General features: G+C 61.8%; 14 protein-coding genes. 7 read left to right on the top strand and 7 right to left on the bottom strand.

Going from position 1 to position 13,884, the window contains the following annotated elements; all coding sequences use genetic code 11:
* Window positions 1-49 precede the first annotated feature (49 nt).
* The 6 genes from PQQ96_RS39835 to PQQ96_RS39810 form a co-directional block, all read right to left on the bottom strand.
* On the bottom strand, window positions 50-385 hold the full coding sequence (locus tag PQQ96_RS39835) for a c-type cytochrome (protein WP_408302570.1): 336 nt from the start codon (window positions 383-385) through the stop codon (window positions 50-52).
* 112 nt (window positions 386-497) lie between these two features.
* Window positions 498-2,306 carry an LVIVD repeat-containing protein gene (locus PQQ96_RS39830; protein WP_408302568.1) on the bottom strand — a complete coding sequence of 603 codons (1,809 nt, stop codon included), beginning with the start codon at window positions 2,304-2,306 and terminating at the stop codon, window positions 498-500.
* 19 nt (window positions 2,307-2,325) lie between these two features.
* Window positions 2,326-3,366, bottom strand: coding sequence for a porin (locus PQQ96_RS39825; protein WP_408302566.1), 1,041 nt, complete (start codon window positions 3,364-3,366; stop codon window positions 2,326-2,328).
* 203 nt (window positions 3,367-3,569) lie between these two features.
* On the bottom strand, window positions 3,570-4,595 hold the full coding sequence (locus PQQ96_RS39820; protein WP_408302564.1) for a porin: 1,026 nt from the start codon (window positions 4,593-4,595) through the stop codon (window positions 3,570-3,572).
* A 178-nt stretch (window positions 4,596-4,773) separates the two neighbouring features.
* A complete protein-coding gene (locus PQQ96_RS39815) occupies window positions 4,774-5,718 on the bottom strand; it encodes a 2-hydroxyacid dehydrogenase (protein ID WP_408302563.1) in 945 nt (314 codons plus the stop codon).
* On the bottom strand, window positions 5,715-6,143 hold the full coding sequence (locus tag PQQ96_RS39810; RefSeq protein ID WP_408302561.1) for a VOC family protein: 429 nt from the start codon (window positions 6,141-6,143) through the stop codon (window positions 5,715-5,717). Before PQQ96_RS39810 ends, PQQ96_RS39815 begins: the two co-directional genes overlap by 4 nt.
* 205 nt (window positions 6,144-6,348) lie before the next feature.
* On the opposite strand from PQQ96_RS39810, the gene PQQ96_RS39805 reads away from it, so the two are divergent.
* Together PQQ96_RS39805 and PQQ96_RS39800 are read left to right on the top strand one after the other, a co-directional pair.
* Complete coding sequence (locus PQQ96_RS39805; protein WP_408302559.1) at window positions 6,349-7,305, top strand: alpha/beta hydrolase; 957 nt, start codon at window positions 6,349-6,351, stop codon at window positions 7,303-7,305.
* 51 nt (window positions 7,306-7,356) lie between these two features.
* Window positions 7,357-8,304, top strand: a complete 948-nt coding sequence (locus PQQ96_RS39800; protein ID WP_408302558.1) for a dihydrodipicolinate synthase family protein — start codon at window positions 7,357-7,359, stop codon at window positions 8,302-8,304.
* A gap of 92 nt (window positions 8,305-8,396) precedes the next feature.
* On the opposite strand, the gene PQQ96_RS39795 is transcribed toward PQQ96_RS39800, so the two are convergent.
* Window positions 8,397-9,056 carry a GntR family transcriptional regulator gene (locus PQQ96_RS39795; protein WP_074286050.1) on the bottom strand — a complete coding sequence of 220 codons (660 nt, stop codon included), beginning with the start codon at window positions 9,054-9,056 and terminating at the stop codon, window positions 8,397-8,399.
* Between the two features lie 253 nt (window positions 9,057-9,309).
* On the opposite strand from PQQ96_RS39795, the gene PQQ96_RS39790 reads away from it, so the two are divergent.
* The 5 genes from PQQ96_RS39790 to PQQ96_RS39770 all read left to right on the top strand — a co-directional run bounded on the left by PQQ96_RS39790 (window position 9,310) and on the right by PQQ96_RS39770 (window position 13,624).
* The gene (locus PQQ96_RS39790; RefSeq protein ID WP_408302557.1) at window positions 9,310-10,230 is read left to right on the top strand and encodes a fumarylacetoacetate hydrolase family protein; all 921 of its coding nucleotides are present in this window, start codon (window positions 9,310-9,312) and stop codon (window positions 10,228-10,230) included.
* Between the two features lie 57 nt (window positions 10,231-10,287).
* Window positions 10,288-11,319, top strand: coding sequence for an ABC transporter substrate-binding protein (locus PQQ96_RS39785; protein WP_408302555.1), 1,032 nt, complete (start codon window positions 10,288-10,290; stop codon window positions 11,317-11,319).
* Window positions 11,320-11,402: 83 nt separating this feature from the next.
* Entirely contained in the window at window positions 11,403-12,017 is a 615-nt protein-coding gene (locus tag PQQ96_RS39780) for a VOC family protein (RefSeq protein ID WP_408302554.1), read from the top strand.
* 12 nt (window positions 12,018-12,029) lie between these two features.
* Entirely contained in the window at window positions 12,030-12,773 is a 744-nt protein-coding gene (locus PQQ96_RS39775) for an ABC transporter permease (RefSeq protein ID WP_120305101.1), read from the top strand.
* A complete protein-coding gene (locus tag PQQ96_RS39770) occupies window positions 12,773-13,624 on the top strand; it encodes an ABC transporter ATP-binding protein (protein WP_408302552.1) in 852 nt (283 codons plus the stop codon). Before PQQ96_RS39775 ends, PQQ96_RS39770 begins: the two co-directional genes overlap by 1 nt.
* Window positions 13,625-13,884: the final 260 nt, after the last annotated feature.

The following is a 13,884-nucleotide window of genomic DNA, read 5'->3' as shown; positions in this document are numbered from 1 at the left end:
GCCGCAGGCAAACAGACAACAAGCGCCGCGCAGGCAAATAACCACAGTCCTACTTAATCCCCAAAATCCAATGCGCAAACCTCTCCGCGTCAGCGGCCGAAATCGCATTGGGCGGCATCTGAGCCCCGGTATTCCACTTCCCTGAACTCCCTTCCAACATACTCTTCTCAAGCTTCGCAACCGCATCGGAATCCCCCCGATACCGCTCGGCGATAGCTCTAAACGGCGGCCCGACCTTGGTCGTATCCAGTGAGTGACAAGCACGGCAAGTCTGCTCGCTAGCCGAAATACCACCCGTGGTACCAGCACCACCCTCCGGCGCCGCAGCAAAAGAACCCCCACAAACCAACCCAGTAACAGCAACAACAAAACCCAACCGAAACATCGCTCTCACAATTTCACCCCAGCAAAAAAACAAAAAACCCCGCCGACGAAAACCGCCGGCAGGGCAAAGCGCTCAACAAACCAACATGAAGAATTGAAGAAACCCAAAGACGTTACCGCGGCGGCCAGGGCTTGGCCGGAGCGCCAATCACCGGCTTGCCCAACAGCGGCGTCGACAACGCATAAGCCCCATTCTCCGTAAAGGCCCAAATGATGTTGCGGTCATACTCGGTGTAAATCGCCAGCACACCCTTGCCGAGGGTATAACTGGGCAGCTCGCTTTCATCGGCCAGCGCCGGAACGAAATACCCGGCAATCGTTGGCTTTTCCGGATTGCGCACGTCGAAAATCTGCACGCCGGCGTTATAGAACGAATACGGAATCACACCCTGACGCGAGCCGCCCGGCTGCCCGATGGCGTTCGAACGCTTCGGACCGAAGTTGCCGCCACGCTGGCAGAAACTCGTGAACGGCGCACCTTCAGGCGGTGTCGGCTGCGGCAGCTTGCCCGCTACCTTCAGATGCGACGGATCGCGCGCATCGACGATAAAGATGTCCTTGTACGGCTCGTAGCAATCGCGGTTCATCGGATACCCGCTCGTCAACACGAAACCCGTGCGCTCGTACTGGCTGACGTCAGCGTTGTCGTACTCGGTGCCGGCAAAGCTCGGCGCGGTATTCACATTGCCCAGCACTTTCGGCTTCGCCGGGTTGGACAGGTCGAACGAATAGAGTCCCAGGCCACCCATCGCGCCGAAGCCAATCTTGCCGCCCTGTTCCAAAGGCTTCGGCAGGAAGATTGGAATACGCGAGCCCATCCATGAGGTACGGTTGCCGGCACGCGGGTTCGTCAGATAAGCCTGCTCGTCAGCTTCGTTGCCCAGTTTTTGTCCCGGCACGGAGATCTGTGAGACAAACTTCGGATCGGCAGGATCCGACATGTCCCAGACCTGATAGCCGGGGGAATACAGGTAGTTCGGGTACTCGGTCAAAGCGTAGCTGTCGTCCGGTGCGGCCGACAGGATCATGTACTTGCCGCCGTAGTATTCCGGCGCATCGAGTGAACCTGAACCCTGCTGTTGACCCACCGGCGCATCGGGATGCTTGTAGTCGGTCGTGCGCGTGGCAATCAGCTTCCATTGGCTCGGCAGCGGGCCGTCCATTTCGAAGACCTTGAAACCCTTGAGCGAGTTGTAATGGCGCTGGGCTTCGACCTTGTCAGGCTGCTCGCTCTTGTCGGTCATCAAGCCATAACGGCCGATTTCGAACGAGGCGACGAGCACCGGTTTGCCGAGCTTCTTGCTCCACACAATGGTGGCGCCGCCGAGGTAGTCTTGCACGTTGTTCGGATCGAACTTCTCGGTCGGTCCCTTCGGTCCCCACGTGCCGCCCTGCGAAAACACGACCTTGCCGTTGGCGGGATCGGTGACGTCCATGATCCGCAAATAGTCGCGGTCGTGGATATAGAGGTAACGGCGCCCGTTGAAGTCGGCAATATTGTTCCAGGCGTGGAAGGGCGAATCGACCAGAGGGTAGAAGGCCAGAACAGTCACGTCCTTGCTATAGCTCTTCTTGTCCCATGTGGTCATCTCACCCGGGAAGTGCTGGCCCTGGTGCACTTCGGGGGTGGCCTTCGGCCACACGAACTGGCCGGTGGCCGGGTCCATGCCGTAGTCGACGCCCGGTTTGAGCGGGGCAGGCCGGCGGTCTGGCGTGAGGCGCAGCCACTGCGCGAGGTAGGGGTCTTTGACCTTCGGCGTGCCGGGCGTCACCTGAGCCGCGGAGGCCGCGGCGGCCGATGCCGCGCCGTCCGGCGCGGCTGCAGCCGGCGTACCCTCCGTGGCCGCACAAGCGGCTGCGGACACAAAGGTCAGCAGGACGCCGGTTGCGAGAGTTGATTTCAGATTGCGTTTGTGAAGCATTGGCTTCCTCCTTTTTATACTAGAACGCGTGACGAATCCCGAACTGGAAGCCGCTCGGATTCTGTCCACCGTTTGGATATTCCTGGAACGTCACAGGGTAGGCGACCGGCACATCGTGCTGGCTCTTCACGTGCGCGAAAGTCGCATACAGGTCGGTCCGTTTCGACAAACCGTAGATGTAGCCGATCACGCCGCCCGTCGCGCTGGAAATGCTCGTGTTGTTGTCGTCGTGACGATGCACCACGCTGACATAAAGGCGATTGCGTCCGTCGATATTCCAGCGCGCGCCGATCTGCGCATCCCACCCCTGCGAATTGAACGCGACGTACGGCGGGTACGCGTAGTAGCCGTTGTAGGTGTGATAGATCAGCGTGGGTTCGAAACCGCCGAACTTGTAGACGGCAGCGAAATAGTTGTCGCGCGACGAATGGATTTGCGACGCGTTGAAGATATCGCGCGTGTACTGCAACTCGCTCACCGCGCCGAGGAAAACCGGCCCGTGCCGGTAGTCGATACTGGTGCTCAGGAAACGCCCCGCACGGGTGCTGTCGCCGACGCCGGTCGTCGCCATGATCCGGCCAGTGAAGCCATAGAAGGTCGGCGTCTTGTACTGGATCGCGTTGTCCACGCGATACGACGCGTAGAAGAACTCCATGTTGTTGACCATACTGAAGTCGGCAGCCCACGTCGGATCGGCGTAGCCCGCAATCCAGTACGAGGGCGTGAATTGCCGGCCCATCGTCACTTCACCCCAGTTGCCCTTCAGACCCACGAACGATTGGCGGAACTGCGTCGACTGCACGCCGGTATTGGCGGAGAACATCGGCTCGACCGTGAACACGGCCTTGTTGCCGCCGCCAAGGTCTTCAACGCCGCTCAAGTTGAAGCGCGAGTTGTTGAGGCCGCCGCTCGACATGCGGGTCATGTTTCCACCGGAGCCGGAAGAAATCAGATGTTCGAGGTTCAGGTCGACATAACCCGACAGCCAGACGCTCGACTGAGCGTGTGCCCCGGCGCATGCGAGCATGACGGCGCCTGATACGAGTGCCTTCTTTTTCATTCAATCTCCAAACAAATCGTTGTTCTTTTCGTGTGGTAGAGAGTGCTGTCGTCGCGCGCGACAGCCGCGGTTACGTCCTTTTTTGTCATGTATACACAAACTGGTAAAAATTATACCCACGGCAAAATTTGGATTCCGAGCTTTATTTTTTTATACAAAACAGCGATTTAGTTATAGCGGGTTGACCCGAATGGCATAGCGCGTCAAAACAGATGCCGGATTCCGGTTGCATAGGTCATCGCAGTGCCGAAGCCGGAGAGCCTGTCGTAGACGGTGACCAGGTAGAGATCGGTGCGTTTCGACAGGAAGTAGTCGAGCCCCGCGGAGCCCGTATTGCGGGCGGTGACGGTGTTTTTCGGCGCGCTGCGGCGCGTGTACGCCCATTCCGCCAGCGCGGTGAGCTGGGAGGTCAGCGGCACTGAGAGGCCGGCTTCGTAGGTGTGCGCACCGATGTTGGTCGAATCGGTACGCAGGCCTTGCACCGCGCCGTACAGCTTGAAGAGCGAAAAATCATAGGCGGCGCCGACGATGTACGCGTTCTGTGTCGGTGACGCCACACCGGCGACCACGCGCGTGCGTTGTACGGTCGCGACAGCGGTGAGTGAACCGCCTGCATAGAGTGTCGATAACGCGGCGTTGTACGTGCCGTCGGAGCCCGCGAAACCCCCGGGCGCATATACCGCCGTGGTGGTCAGTCCGTGCAGATTGGGGCTGGTGTACTGAATGCCGTTGTTCCAGACGGTATCGCCCGCAATGGCGCCGCCGTACGGCGCAGTGAAGGTTTGCATCACGATGGGTGAAAACAGGATCGACGCCTGAAACGGATTGACGGCCTGCTCGGCAAGGTAGAGCAGGTCGGTATGCCGTCCGAGCGTCACGCGTCCGAACGGTCCGGCGATACCGACATATGAATTGCGTCCCCAGAACGGATCGGCGGAGGTGCGGCCGACGCCGCCGTTAGTCGGCTGAAAGAAGCTCTCGAGTACGGCGATCGCGCGATAGCCGGCGCCGAGATCCTCGTTGACCCGGACGCCCCAGTAAGGCGCCGTCAGTCCCGGACTCTGTTCGGCGATGGCGGCGGGTGGCCCGTTGCTACGTTTGGTGCTGGCGATATCGAGCCCGATGAGCCCGTACAGCGTGACAGACGTTTGCGCTTTAACAGTGTGGGACGCGAGTCCCCATGCGGCGGCGCAACTGAGCGCGAGCGCGCCCAACGATCGAACGTTCATGGCGGAACCTCTTGTGCAGTTGGGAACAACGAGAGAACAGCGAGACATCGGTGAGGCGACAGCGGGACTTCAGCGAGGCGGGAGCGAGACAGCAATACAGCGACGGCGGGACATCGGCAGGCGACAACAGGACTGCAATCAGGTGTCAGGCGGCGGCGCGAAACTGCGCCGCCCTATTTCAGGCAGCGCGCACCGCGAACTCGATGGGACCGTGTGCGAAGTGCTGGGAAAGACTGGCGAGCAATGCGTCTCGCTGCGCGATCAAGGAAGCGGGCGAGCGGCCCGCGATATGCGGCGTGATGAGCACGTCGGGATGATCGAGCAGCGCGCGAGGCACCTCGGGTTCGTTTTCGATCACGTCGAGCCCGGCACCTGCAATCTCCGCGTGAGCGAGGGCGTCGAGCAATGCTTGCGTGTTGAGCACGGAACCGCGCGACACATTCACCACGTAGCCGTTCGGCCCCAGCGCTTGCAGCACCTCGGGGCTCACCAGATGCTTCGTCGCGGCGCCGCCGTTGCAGGCGATCACGAGAAAATCGCTGTCGGCGGCAAGCTCGGTGAGGTCCCTGTAGTAGCGACCTGGCGCATCGGAATGCGGCTGCCGTCCGTGATAGCCGAGCGTCATGTCGAAACCCTGCGCGCGCGCTGCGATCAGCCTGCCGATGCGTCCCATCCCGACTATTCCGAGGCGCGCGCCCGTCAGCGTGGGGCGCTCGGCACGCGAGGTGCGCCAACGACCGGCACGGACGGCCTCGGTAAGCGGCGCGTAGCCGCGTGCGAGCGCGAGAAGCAGGCCGATGGCGTGATCGGCGACGGTCGCCGCATTCGCGCCGGGCGCATGGGTCACCACGATGCCGCGCCGCGTGGCGGCACCCACGTCGACGTTCTCGTAGCCCGCTCCAAACGCGCTGACGATCTCGAGCGCGGGCAGCGCGGCCATCTGCGCGTCGGACAAACCGGTTGAGCCGTTGGTCACCACCGCGCGCACGCTTGCTGAATCAACGCTGGCTGGCAACGCCTCACCCCAGCCGTCAGGTTGATAGTGAAGGGTGTAGTCGCGCCGTAGCGCATCGAGCGTCGCGTCGGGTAGCGCGATCAGCGCCAGTACATGCCTGCCGCTCATGATCGTGGATCGTCGGTTTGAGCGGCAGGCGCTACTTCCTTCACCGCGCCCTTCCAGCCATTCTCTGTGATATCGAACACGGTGCCGTCGGGCATCCGGTACTTCACTTCGTAGAACACGTTCGGATCTTTTTCGTGGCGACCCGTCAGATAGGTGCCGCCCGCCGCGACCACGCGCGCCGCGGTGTCTTCGACGCTGTCTACCCACATGCCGAAGTGGATCACGCCGCGCACATCTTTCAGGCCCGCGTAGCCGGGGACGGTCTCGTCCTTGAAGTTGAGCAGCGCCACGTTCATCGTGCCGTCCGTCATATAGATGCCGCGCATCGCATTGCCGGCGCGGCGCATGCCGAATGCCTGCTCGAAGAATTGCGCGGCGGCCTCGGGATCTTCGACCGAGAGCGCGATGTGGCGGAGCTTGTCCATAAGTTGTCCTTGGGTTGTCCTGATGTAAGTCGCCTGTCGGCGAAAGGAAGGTTGTCGTGACTGTGAATCAAGTGTGTCCGCAACTTCACCAGGTATACTACGTAGAATAAATGTATACACAAAAACAATTTGATATACCAGAATGGTTCTCATCTGCCGGTCGCCGCCGCTAGCGCTGACTCGCCGCACTGTATGAGGACCACCGATGCACACCTTGCAGGAACCGTTGGGTAGTCTCTCCGCCACGCTCAGGCAGCGCTTTGCGCAGATCGGGCCGGTGTGGGGGCGCGACATCAATACGCATCGCGATCTGGTGATCGACGCGTATTCGCCGTTGGTGGCTGCGGCCCGCGATGGAGGCGAGTCGTTCGAGGTGGCGCGCGACACGCCGTACGACGGTCATGAACGGCAGCGCCTGGATGTGTTTGCTTCCGCCCAAACGAGGGAGAAGGGCAACGCCGATGTCGTGCTGTTCGTCCATGGCGGTGCGTTCTTGCGCGGCAGCAAGAGCTTCAACGGGCTCATTTACGACAACGTGTCGCGCTGGTTTGCGCGGCAGGGCTGCGTCGCGCTGAACGTCGAATACCGGCTCGCGCACGAGGCGCCGTATCCCGCCGGCGCAGACGACGTCGCCGCCGCTCTGGCGTGGGCACAGAAACATGTCGCCGAATTCGGTGGCAATCCGCAGCGGATCTTTCTGGTCGGCCATTCGGCGGGTGGCGCGCATGTCGCCACGTATCTGTGCGATCCGTTGTTTGCCCGGCTGCGCGAAAGCGCTTCGGCCGTCGCCGGTGCGGTACTGATCAGCGCACGGCTCGCCGCCGACGTGCTTCCCGACAACCCCAACGCAGCAGGTGTGCGTGCCTATTTCGGCGCGGACGAAACGCGCTACGCCGCGCGTTCACCGCTGACCCATGCGGCGCATTTCGACACACCGCTAATGGTGGTCGTCGCCGAATACGAGAACCCTTATCTGGACGCCTACGGCGCGGCTTTCTTCGAGCGCGTACTGCAAGCGCGTCAGCGCGCCGGTGACGCCGCGCCCAACCGCGCGCCGCGCTTCATGCAGATGCTGCGGCACAACCACACATCGGTCGTCGCGCATTTCGATTCGGGTGAGACGTTGTTAGGCGACGCGATGCTCGATTTTTTCCGCGCGTGATCGTCCACGTCAGCGTCTACGCCTAGCCGTCCAGCCCATCAGGAGATCCGCATGTCCATCAGTCGTCCGTCTGCTTTTGCAAAGCCGCGCGTATTCGCGCCGGTCGTTACGCCGTTCACCGCTGCGCTGGGTGTCGATGCGCCGCGTTTCGTCGCGTTCTGCCGGTGGCTGGTCGGGCAGGGCGCGGGGCTCGCGCTGTTCGGTACGAATAGCGAAGCCAACTCGCTGAGTCTTGCCGAACGTCACACGTTGCTGGAGCAGGTGATCGAAGCCGGCATCGACCCCGCGCAGATGTTACCGGGCACTGGCGCATGTGCGCTGCCCGATGCGATCGCCTTGACGCGTCACGTCACCGAAGCCGGTTGCGCCGGCGCCTTGATGCTGCCGCCGTTCTTTTACAAAGGCGTTAGCGACGATGGTCTGTTCGCCTATTACTCCGACGTGATCCAGGCGGTCGGTTCGGATCAATTGCGCGTGCTGCTGTATCACATCCCGCAGTTCACCGGTGTGCCGATCACGCACACGCTAATCGAGCGCTTGATCGCGGCGTATCCGCAAACGGTGGTCGGCATCAAGGACAGTTCAGGCGACTGGGCCAACACCGCGGCGATGCTGGAGAAGTTTCCCGGCTTCGCGGTGTTTCCCGCTTCCGAGGGCTTACTCGGCAAAGCGCTGCCGCTCGGTGCAGCCGGTTGCATTTCGGCGACGGCGAATATTCAGCCGCATGCGATTGCCAGCCTGCTGAATGCGGCGACGCTGGAAGAGAGGGCGGTGTGGGAAGGCAAGGTCGCGACCGTTCGCCTGGCCGTGCAGGCGCAGCCGATGATTCCCGCGCTGAAAAGCATCGTCGCGCACTTCGCTCAAGATCACGAATGGACGCGCGTGCGCCCGCCGCTCACGCCGATGAATCCGGCGCAGTCCGGCGCGCTGTTGCAGCAGTTGCAGGCCTTGGATTTTTCGATGCCGTCGATGGCATCGCTAGCAGCGGTGGCCGCGTGAGCATGCCGCGATCGCAGCCGCTGCGGCGCATGCAATCACCGCATGGGATGGAGTTGATGCAGCGCCCGCATCGACGCTTGCCGCTCAAAAGCTCAGGCGTTCTCGCGCTCGGTGCGCTGGCGTTTGAGCCGGCCGAGCACGACGATCGACAGCCGTGCCGTGTGGTCGCGCATCGCGTTGTACGCACGTTCCGGTTCGGAGTTGAGGATCGCGGAGACGATCTCGCGATGTTCGTCGGTGGCGGCTTCGAAGCGCGACGGCGAAGCCGGCTGCGCGGCACGAAAGCCCGCCAGACGCTGCCGCTGGACCGCCATGATCGACGCCAGCGATTTGCTTTGCGCGCCCTTGCAGATCAGTTCGTGGAATTCGCGATTGAGCTGGAAGTACTCCGTTTCATCGCCGCGCGCGATCGCGGCGTTCATTTCGGTCTGGAGCTCTTCGAGCTGTTTCTTCTCGACGAGGCTCATGCGCTGCGCGCTCAGCCGGCAGCACAGTGCTTCGAGTTCGCACATCGCTTCGAGCATGTCGGCCAGTTCGTCGATGCTGAACTGCGCGACCACCACACCCTTGCGCGGCGTCAGTTCGACGAGGCCGCGAGCGGCGAGTTCGCGCAGCGCTTCGCGGATCGGCGTGCGCGAGGCGTTGAAGCGTTCGGCGAGTACTGCTTCTTCGAGCTTTTGGCCCGGTTCGAGCGTGCCGTCGATGATCTCGTCGCACAGCAGGCGGTAGATCTTGGAGGAGAGCGTCGTCATCGTGATGGTCGTGGGTTGAGCGATACCGTGAGCAAGCGGCCCCATTATGCGCCAGCGACCCAACCGCCTCAATCGCCACCGCGCATATCCGGCCTCTGCAGGCCCATGCAGTGTACGCGCGAACGTGTTCATGCCCCGATTAGTATATACGAGTAGTTAAATAAAAATACACAGATGACTGAATGTATACGAATTATTGAACCCTCGACAGCGGCTAACTAACACCCTACAAACGCAAAAAGCGAGGCAATACGTGACCTGGTTTGGTATCGCAACTTATGAATTGAATGGCCGCACGGCCACCGGCCTGGCGGTCGGCGACATGCTGTACGACGCACAAACTGTGTTGAAGCGCACCGCTTCAGCGGCGCCGCTTGCCGATGTCGGCACGCTGATCGCGGGTTGGGAGGCGGGCGGCGCGGCGACCGTCGAACGCCTTCAGACCGCCGCGCGGGCGATCGAGGCGGGCACGCTCGACGTCGCGCCGCTCGCCGGCCACACGCTGTGCGTGCCGTACCAGCCGCGACGCATTTTCGCGGCGGCGTCGAACTATTACGAGCACGCACAGGAGATGGGCACCGAGCTGGCGCCGCGTGAGGAAAGCACGCCGTACATGTTCATGAAAGCCGAAACGAGCGTAGTGCCGACGCTTGCCAGCGTGGTGATTCCGCCGCACGCGGAGCGGGTCGACTGGGAAGTGGAACTGGCGGTGGTGATCGGCAGGACCGGCCGCCACATTGCCAAGGAAGATGCTTACGACTACATCGCCGGCTACACGATTCTCAACGACGTCAGCGCACGCGACCTGAATCGCCGCACCGACTATCCGTTCAAACACGACTGGTTTCGCGGCAAGAGTTTCGATACCTTTGGTCCACTCGGCCCCTGGTTCGTGCCGCGCGCGTGTATTGCCGAGCCGCAGAATCTGCGCATGCGCCTCGCGGTGAATGGCGAAATGATGCAGGACGGCAACACGTCCGGGATGATTTTCAACATTGCCGAGCAGATCGAATATTTATCGACGATCCTCACGCTGCAGCCCGGCGATCTGATCGCGACGGGCACGCCGACCGGCGTCGGCATGGGGCGCGGCATTTATCTGAAGGCGGGCGACGTGATGGTCGCTTCGATCGACGGGATCGGCTCGATCGAGAATCCGCTGGTCGCCGGCTGAGCGTTAGCACGCTCGCCGCGCCATCCACTCACGCCACTCATAGACGGGGAACACGACATGTTGCAGCGGGTACGGCACGCGTTACGACGGCTGGTTCAGCCACTGAAGCAGCAGGCTGCATTGAGCGCGGTTGCATTGGCCGCCACGGCGCTGTTCACGAGCGCTCACGCGGCCGATACGGTGCGCGTGAATCTCGCGTGGCTGCCGCAGGGCAGCACCGGCGGCATCCTGCTCGCGCAGGCGAAGGGCTACTACCGTGACGCCGGACTCGACGTCAGCGTGATGCGGGGATACGGCGGTCAGCGCACCGTCAATGAGGTGGACGAGGGGCTGTTCGAATTCGGCTACGGCGACCCCGTCAGCGTGATGCTGAACCGCGCGCACGGTGGACATACGGTGATGGTCGGTGCGATCAACACGCGCTGGCCCGGCGCGATGTGCTATCTCGAGCGGCCCGGCTTCAAGGTGAACACGCTGAAGGACCTCTCGGGGATGACGCTTGGCGGTGGTGGGGCCTCACCGGTGCAGAACATCATGCCCGCCTGGCTCAAGCAGAACGGCATGGCGCCCGACGCGATCAAGACCGTGCGCCTCGACCCGGCGGTGATCAATACAGCGCTGCTGCAGAAGCGCATCGACCTGTCCGAATGCTGGGAAGGCGCGAGCCTCCCCGTGCAAGCGGCATTGGCGAAGCGCGCGGGGCAGCAGCTCGGCAAGGTTTACTACCGGGATTTTGGTCTGGATATGATGGGTAACGGGATCGTGACCACCGATACGTTCGTGGCCCGGCATCCCGATGTGGTCAAACGCTTTCTTGCCGCAACGTATCGCGGTTATGCGCTGATGCGCGAGCATCCGCAGGAAGCCGCCGATGCGATTGGCGCGCTCTATCCGGTGCTCGACAAGGCGATTCTGCTGCAACAGATCGTCGAGACCAATGGCCTGATCGCCGACGATCCCGCGCAGCACAAGACCGGCTGGCTGCGTCCCGCGCGCATGGATGCCACCGCGGCGTTCGTGTCGCGTGCGTTCGGCACCGGCGCGAAGGTGAAGGCGGCCGATCTTTATACGAATCAGTTCATCGAATAAACCCATTCGGGGGCGGCACGTCGCTCAGGCGACGCGTTCGCTCCAACCAGCCCGCGCGAGGCGTGGGGCATAGGAGACAGGCAATGAACAGTTTGCGTCCGAAGCGGCTTGGACACATGGTGCTGATGGTGCGCGACATCAAGAAGTCCGCACAGTTTTACACCGACGTGCTGGGCCTCAAAGTATCCGACTGGATCGGCGATCAGATGGTGTTCCTGCGCGCCGGCAGCGATCACCACGATCTCGCGCTTGCGCAGCTGCCGAAAGATTCCGCCGACTTCAACGATCTGCCGCGCTATTCGCGCCCCGGCCTCGAGCACTTTTCCTATCTGATCGACAGCTACGAAGAGATGGAGCGCTCGGTGAAGGTATTGCAGGAACATGGCGTCGAGATCGTGCGTGGCATCGGCCGGCACGGTCCGGGTAACAACCTGTTTCTCGTCTTCAAGGACCCGGATGGTAACAACGTCGAGGTGTACTGCGAGATGACGCAGATCGGCGAGCGCGACGCGCATGAGCCGCAGGTGTGGGAGCGCACGATCGAATCGTTCGATCAGTACCGCTTCGAGCGCTTTGTCGTGCCGCCGCCACCGCATCTGGTGGCGCAGAAAATGGCGCAGGCAGCGCAGAACACGGCGTCGAACGCTTCGCAAGATTCAGCGAAAGCCGATTCATCCCATTCGTCTGATAGCGAATAATTCGGACCCCTAATGAAGCGATTGATCGAAACCGTCTCGTTCTGGATCGTGATTGGCTTGATCTGGGAATTCGGCGTGCGTTGGACGGGCACGCGCGAATATGTGCTGCCGGCGCTGTCGCAGGTCTTCGCGGCCGGCTGGGAAATGCGTGGCCAGTTGCTGTCCGACACGTTGGCGACCGCGTGGGAAGTGTTTGCCGGGTTTGCGCTGGCGCTGATCGGCGGTTTGACGATCGGTTTGCTCGCGAGCATGTCGAGCATTGCGCGGCGCACGCTGTTTCCGCTTGTCACGGCATTGCAGAGCATGCCGAAGATCGCGCTCGCGCCGTTGCTGATCGTGTGGTTCGGTTATGGGTTTGCGTCGAAGCTGGCGGCGGCCGTGCTGTTCGCGTTCTTTCCGATCGTGATCGCGACGATGGGGGGGCTCGCCGGTGTGCCACGCAACCTGGATGAGCATTTTCGTGCGCTCGGTGCCTCGCAGGCCAAGACCTTCTGGTATTTGCGTTTGCCTGCTGCGTTGCCCGCGCTGATTGACGGTTTGAAGATCGCGATGCCGTTGGCGGTTATCGGCGCGATTGTCGGCGAGTTCATTGGATCGGAGTCGGGGCTGGGGCATCTGATCGTGTTTGCGACGTCGAATGCGCAGACGTCGTTGTCGTTCGCTGCGATCCTGATGGTGACCCTGCTGGCGATGCTGTTTTACTGGGCCGTCGAACTCGTTTCGCGCGGTGTGTGGTGGAGAGGAGTGACGGTCTGATGGCACTGGTCGACAAGTTGCGTATTGTGCAGCGCGCCGCGGCAACCGGCGCACAGATTCATCCTTTGCATCGCGACGAAGCGGCGCCCGCGCTGATTTCGGTCGAGAAGGTCGGCAAGCGATTTGCAGCACGGGGCGGGGCGGGGGCGTTCAGCGCGCTCGACGATGTATCGATGGAGATTCGCCAGGGCGAGTTCGTGTCGATCCTCGGGCCGAGCGGCTGTGGCAAGAGCACCTTGCTGCGGATGGTGGCGGGACTTGTGCCATGCGATGGCGGGCGGATTCTGCTTGGCACCGAGCCGATCTCCGCGCCGGTGCCGGATATTGGCGTGGTGTTTCAGACGAGCAATATGCTGCCCTGGATGACGGTCGGGGCGAATATCCGATTAGGTGCGAAGTTGAGGAACGTGCCGCGGACGCAGGTGGAAGCGCGGCTTCCTGCATTGCTTGAGACGTTGGGGTTGACGGCGTTCGCCGATCGATATCCGCATGAGTTGTCTGGCGGGATGAGGCAGCGTGCTGCGATTGGGCAGATTCTGTTGCTCGAGCCGCGGGTGATGTTGATGGATGAACCGTTTGGGGCGTTGGATGCGCTGACGCGGGATCGGCTGAATGTTGAGCTTTTGCGGATCTGGCAGCAGAGTACGCTGACTGTTTTGCTTGTTACTCATAGTATTCATGAGGCGGTGTTTTTGTCGGATCGGGTGCTGGTGATGTCGGAGCGGCCAGGGAAGGTTGTGCACGATCTCAAGATCGATTTGCCGCGGCCGCGGGAGCCTGATCAGGTTAAGAGTGATCCCCTGTACGGGGAGTATGTTTCGGAGCTTTCCAGGCTTATGGGGGTGTTCTAGGTTTTTTTGCCTTTGGCGGCGGCATGGGTGGTTTGCCTCCGGCGGTGGGCTTTTCTTGATGTAGTTGGCTGCGCCGCGATTGTTCGTGTGTTTGCCTGTGGCGTTGGCCTTTCCTTGAGTTGTTAGTGGTCTATTAGCGTCGCCCCTGTGCGGGGCGGGCACCTACTTTTCTTTGCCTGCTGCAAAGAAAAGCAACCGTATTGGAAGTCAAGCGGCGAACAACTGCTCAAGGTGGAAACTGTTGGCGTCCGGGAGTATTG

Source organism: Paraburkholderia sediminicola, assembly GCF_046027825.1.
Taxonomy (GTDB): domain Bacteria; phylum Pseudomonadota; class Gammaproteobacteria; order Burkholderiales; family Burkholderiaceae; genus Paraburkholderia; species Paraburkholderia sediminicola_D.
The sequence above is the reverse complement of the archived record's forward strand: the minus strand, read 5'-3'. Positions and strand labels throughout refer to the sequence as shown.

Coding starts and splice junctions, on each gene's coding strand:
- PQQ96_RS39805 (WP_408302559.1), top strand. CDS start 6,349: ATGCACACCTTGCAGGAACCGTTGGGTAGTCTCTCCGCCACGCTCAGG.
- PQQ96_RS39810 (WP_408302561.1), bottom strand. CDS start 6,143: ATGGACAAGCTCCGCCACATCGCGCTCTCGGTCGAAGATCCCGAGGCC.
- PQQ96_RS39835 (WP_408302570.1), bottom strand. CDS start 385: ATGTTTCGGTTGGGTTTTGTTGTTGCTGTTACTGGGTTGGTTTGTGGG.
- PQQ96_RS39785 (WP_408302555.1), top strand. CDS start 10,288: ATGTTGCAGCGGGTACGGCACGCGTTACGACGGCTGGTTCAGCCACTG.
- PQQ96_RS39775 (WP_120305101.1), top strand. CDS start 12,030: ATGAAGCGATTGATCGAAACCGTCTCGTTCTGGATCGTGATTGGCTTG.
- PQQ96_RS39815 (WP_408302563.1), bottom strand. CDS start 5,718: ATGAGCGGCAGGCATGTACTGGCGCTGATCGCGCTACCCGACGCGACG.
- PQQ96_RS39780 (WP_408302554.1), top strand. CDS start 11,403: ATGAACAGTTTGCGTCCGAAGCGGCTTGGACACATGGTGCTGATGGTG.
- PQQ96_RS39800 (WP_408302558.1), top strand. CDS start 7,357: ATGTCCATCAGTCGTCCGTCTGCTTTTGCAAAGCCGCGCGTATTCGCG.
- PQQ96_RS39820 (WP_408302564.1), bottom strand. CDS start 4,595: ATGAACGTTCGATCGTTGGGCGCGCTCGCGCTCAGTTGCGCCGCCGCA.
- PQQ96_RS39830 (WP_408302568.1), bottom strand. CDS start 2,306: ATGCTTCACAAACGCAATCTGAAATCAACTCTCGCAACCGGCGTCCTG.
- PQQ96_RS39795 (WP_074286050.1), bottom strand. CDS start 9,056: ATGACGACGCTCTCCTCCAAGATCTACCGCCTGCTGTGCGACGAGATC.
- PQQ96_RS39770 (WP_408302552.1), top strand. CDS start 12,773: ATGGCACTGGTCGACAAGTTGCGTATTGTGCAGCGCGCCGCGGCAACC.
- PQQ96_RS39825 (WP_408302566.1), bottom strand. CDS start 3,366: ATGAAAAAGAAGGCACTCGTATCAGGCGCCGTCATGCTCGCATGCGCC.